Origin of the sequence: Occallatibacter sp., from assembly GCF_049582745.1 — a bacterium.
GTDB lineage: Bacteria > Acidobacteriota > Terriglobia > Terriglobales > Acidobacteriaceae > Telmatobacter.
Window position 1 is genome coordinate 1 of the sequence record NZ_JBAUUO010000143.1, and the last position, 5,108, is coordinate 5,108.

Annotated in this window: 2 protein-coding genes; both read left to right on the forward strand. The window is 53.2% G+C overall.

What is annotated here, in order from left to right; translation table 11 throughout:
- Positions 1–1,396 precede the first annotated feature (1,396 nt).
- Complete coding sequence (locus WCA10_RS20375; RefSeq protein ID WP_472824361.1) at positions 1,397–1,579, forward strand: hypothetical protein; 183 nt, start codon at positions 1,397–1,399, stop codon at positions 1,577–1,579.
- 363 nt (positions 1,580–1,942) lie between these two features.
- Positions 1,943–4,855 (forward strand): type 2 lanthipeptide synthetase LanM family protein, encoded by a 2,913-nt coding sequence (locus WCA10_RS20380; RefSeq protein WP_472824362.1) that lies wholly within the window; start codon positions 1,943–1,945, stop codon positions 4,853–4,855.
- Positions 4,856–5,108: the final 253 nt, after the last annotated feature.

Genomic DNA, 5,108 nt, shown 5'->3' on the forward strand with positions numbered 1-5,108 from the left:
CACCCTTCCCACAGACCTTGGAAATCGATAATGCCGATTCCCACATTCCCGCGCCACGACTACGACGAGGATGAATATCTCCTCAAACCCGCAGGGCTAAGAGATACGCATTCTGAGGGCAAGGTCACTTTAGTTGCACCGCACTGATGTCGCGAATTAGCACGGTGTCTTGCTTTGTGCAAATTTGTATATCTGTTACCTGAACTCCGGAACTATGGAAATGAATGGTTTCATTCATTAGCGTCCTCCACGAATTGCCACAGCGGGAAGTAAGAAGCTTACTCCAATTACACCCAAGCCGTTGCCTGTCAATCGGATACCAGGAAATTCTAAACGACAAAGAGGGTTTGACAGTGACCGTCTGCACCTGCGATGAGAATCGAGCGCGTCTTTTTCGGGATCGGTATCGCTTTCTTTTCGACGGCCACCGCACCTTCTAAGCAGGAAGGAAAGTGGTATTGATTTAGATCATTTATTTCATGACCGGCAATTGCAAATAGGACGTGTTTCGCGACGGTTCGCGCCGCACAGAATCGGGGATGTCTTGATTGCAGTTCTACCATGCGTCGAACTCTCTGCGGTTTCGCGAATACAAAGAGTGCAGGCATCCGAATTCATGCAGAAATGATGATGAAGAGATCACGCTCTGCAGATGTGAAAACCTGAAGAAGATGCCCGCGTCTCAGGTACTGTCCGCCATTTGCCACGGGAAATTCAATCAGGTTTTGGTGTCCTCCCGGGGACACTCTCAAGATTTGATGTAACGGAACTGTGGTTACTATTGATCACTTGCCATTTTCCCCACCGAAAGACGATGATTACGTTCTGCCTCGAACAGATCGGTATGGGTGTCTGATCGCCCCGCCCATTAAGCGACGTGAGTTCTGGCTCCGAAACTATGATTACCTGTGAACCGATCCGATGTGTCTATTGGGAGAATCCGAATTTTGTCATAGGTGAGATGGCGGAAAAATTCGAGCGCTTCGATACCTTCGCTTGCGAGAGACATTGGTGGAGGTACCTGCTCAAATGTCGGGAGTGCGGACAGCTCTACTTCTACGAGTTCTATGAATTGGTCGATTGGAAAAACGGGAAGGATCCTCAATATACGAGATACATCCCGGTTGCAGATCAAAGACAGCTTGATCTGCTGAAATGCGCCCGCCAAACGGAACTGCTACAATTCTCTCCTTCCCTGAACATTGACTTCCCTGAGGACGCTGATTCACAGGTCGTTTATTGGACAAGGAAAGGTCCCGCGGGGATATCCGGGGGATGACCGGGCAGGAGAGTGGCCGTCCAACGCGCCTGTTCGCAAAGCTCTGCGTACTCCGTTTGCAAGAACCTGTTGCATTTGGACCACAATCACAATTCAACCATATACGAGGAGGAATCAATGACCGAGTTAATCGAGCAACTTCGCGAAGCAGAATCAACCTTCGACCAAATGCTGCGCAAACGTCAGCTTGACGATTCGCTCGTCGAGATGGCATCTGGCATGGACGTATTCCCCGAATTCAGCAGTGGTGGCGGCTCCAGCAACCCGGGAGTCAACTGCACTGGTGGTTGCAGGGGATGAGGTGTAGTTTTCGAGGATAGGGTGTTCACGGAGGTCTGAATGGAACTGGCGAGCACCCTATCTGCCCTTCCGACGTCTCCAGCAGAACTCGATCTCGAGCACTCCGCACTTCTGCTCGATGAGGTACTCTCGGAAGCCTTTGAACCGCTAGATGCCGACCGGGCGGATGCCCAACTTGCCGAAAGCCGTATTCGCAGGTGGTGCGAAATCAGTGCAGACGGTGATTGGGCCAGGTTTCGCGAGAGATTGCGGCGGGATTGCCTTTCGCTGGAGCATGTGCGATCCAGGCTGGGGGGAGTGCGTCGCCGACCCACGGCTCGGCAGCCGCAGTGGGTCTCAGCAGCTCAAGAAGTTATCAATGAAATGAGTGCCGAACCCGTTCGCGGGGATGCCGGTCCCGAAGCTCTCTCAAGCTTGCCTTTCGGCAGACTACTTTGGCCGGTTGTGCGTTCAGCGTCAGACACCCTGGCACTGAAGTTAGTTGCGCTTGGAATGGAAGTCCCAGACCCTTGCGTACTTGATGACCTTCACCAGCATCTTGTGCAGCAATTAGCGAACCTGTGCGAACTGCCGATCTATCAGGCTTTGATCAACTGGAGAAACCAGCTCCTTGCTGATGACTCACCAGCGGGTGTACGAAACCTGCGCGCAATCCTCTCATCGAATGACCTCGAACCGTTTGAATCCTTCATGAAGAAGGAAGGCATCCAAACCCTGGTCAGGCAAATGCCGGTCTTGTTCCGGCTCATCGCAACCCTCAAATCAAATTGGATTGCGTACACCTTAGAACTCCTTCGTAGACTGAGTTCGGACTTCTGTTTGTTGCCGGAATTGGATCCACGCATCTCAACCCGCTCGCGGTTGACAGGCATTCAACCAGGACTTTCTGATCCTCACAATGAAGGTGGAACAGTCGCACTGTTGGAATTCGATGGAACTTCCAGAATCCTGTACAAGCCTAAAGACCTTGGAACAGATCTGTTCATGCGCGAGTTCTTAGAAACTCTGAGGCGCATGAATTGTCCTATTCCCCTGTGGATCCCGCCCGTCATTTCGCGAAAAGAGTACGGCTGGGCATTGCATGTAGCAGAAGCACCTTGCGAGTCCGACGAAGCTATACGCATCTTCTACACACGTGCGGGAGCATGGCTGGCAATCTGCCATCTGCTTGCGATCACGGATATGCACTTTGAAAACTTCGTAGCCCATGGATCAACTCCGGTTCCCATCGATTTCGAGACCATATTGCAACCTGAGGTTCGTAGCTCAAAGCGCCTGCCAGAAGCGCTATCCGCTTTATGGCAAGTTAACTTCAGGATCGCCAACTCACCTTTGAGCGCCGGGATGCTCCCAACGCTCATCCAGGCAGAGAATGAGGAACAATTCGCGATAGGCGCCCTTGAACCCTGCAAATACAAGGTCAACAGAGTTCACTGGACGGAGATCAACACCCCGCGCATGGAGCCGGTGTACAGAACGAACGCAGTGGAGATTTCATCGCACTTACCGAAACTCCTCGGCAAGCCGATTTCGATTCTTAGCTATCGAGCAGAGTTCATGAATGGTTTCCGCACCCTGATGGACTTCGCAGCGGATCGCAGAGATGAGCTCGCGCACATTCGATATCGAAGCGCCCGTTTTGCAACTCGGCGTGTCCTGCGGCCTACTCGTTTCTACTATCTGCTGTTGGATCGGCTTCGCGATCACACCAGGATGGCTGATTCAGTCGCATGGAGCATGGAAGCGGACTTTACCACACGCTTTCTTGATCCTAATGAGGAAATATCAGGTTTGTGGTCGATTTCTCGAAGCGAAAGGCGAGCGCTTTGCAACCTGGACATTCCGAGCTTCTACTGCACCCCAAGAACTGCCTCGCTCTTCGATAACCGAGGTATGGCCACGAGAATCGACGCCCTCGCAGGTCTGAAGGTGATGAGCGCGCGCATCGGACAGCTATCAAGGGAAGTCGTCCGGGAACAGGAGCATCTTGTCTCTACTGCCCTCGGGATTTCACGCAGTCCTCGAAATCCCACTTCCTGTCCCGCGTTTCAGGCGGTGGAGAAGGCGTCAGCTGAGATAAACATGGCCCTCTGGGCCGAACAGCAACTTAATTCGGCTGGCACTTGGACAAATGGATCTGCGGCCTGGATGACTCTCGAAGGAATTGCACCACCAGCTACATTCCAATTGCGTCCAACTGGACACGATCTCTATGGTGGGAACGCCGGCATCGCGGTATTCTATTCGGCACTCGCAAAATGTGGAGTTTCCGATAGTGCGCGTGCAAAGGCGCTTCTAAGCCTGGCAGCAACGCGTCACCTCCTCAGCTCTGGGGGAGGGGCCAGGTATATCCGTTCGGCCGGCCTCGGTGCGGGGACAGGCATCGGATCGATAATCTACGCCCTGTGTGTGGCTAGCGACCTCTTACAGAGCGAATCTGTTCTGGAAAGTGCTAAACTCGCAGCTCGTCTAATCACGAGCCCTGTTATATCGACAGATACCCGCTTTGACCTGATCGGTGGAGCAAGCGGTGCGATCCTGGGCCTGTTGAAGCTGTATTCGCTGGTCAGAGAAGAGTGGCTTCTCGATCTTGCTATCAAATGCGGGGATCACCTCGCAAGTCATCGGCCTGCAACTAATCCATGGGGAATCTGGTCGTCTTCAACATTCCTGAATCAACCATTAACAGGTGTGGCCCATGGCGCCGCCGGATATGCTCTCGCGTTTTCGCGACTTTTCAGCCAATCGAAAGACGACCGCTTCAAGTGCCTTGCTACGGAGTGCGTCTCGTTCGAGAACCATTGGTTCGACAGAAATCGCGGAGAATGGCCTGATCTAAGGGCCGATCAAGCGCTAAGCGGGCGAAGGTGGCCGCGCCAGTGGTGTTACGGCGCAACTGGCATCGGCTATAGCCGGTTGTCGATGCGCAATCACGACTGCATCCCAAGGTTCGAGGTAGAGAACGATATATTGCGGGCAATCGAATTGACAAGAGAAGAAGAGGATTCATTCGACGATACTCTCTGTTGCGGGTTGGCGGGGCACATCGATTTTTTGGTTGCCGCGGCTAGCCAGTTCCCTGAGTTGCGCCTGCAATCTGACATAGCGTCGCGCCTTTCTCATCTCCTTTCCAATTGGACTGCAACAGGGTTCCTTCGCTTGGGCGATGGACCACAGGACTACAAGCCCGGCTTTTTCCGGGGAATCGCTGGCGTGGGCTACGCATGCCTGCGGGCCTCTCAGCCGAACCTGCCAGCCATTTTGATTTGGGAATAGGTTTCATTCCGTGTGGAACGAGGGTTGGAACTGGTTAGGGGAATACCAGGGACCGAAAGAGCTAGATCAGTGCAAGTTCCTCATCTAAATCAAAATGTACATCAAACTCGCGATAGGTACCGGCAGACGTTAGTTTCCAATCGGAACTGCCCGCGCGTACAGGGCTGGTTTTGCCTCCTTAGTGCGGGTGGGCAGTTTCGATTGGATCGTTTGAAGTGAGCCGGTGCGGTTCTCGGCGGACGCGGTGATCTAC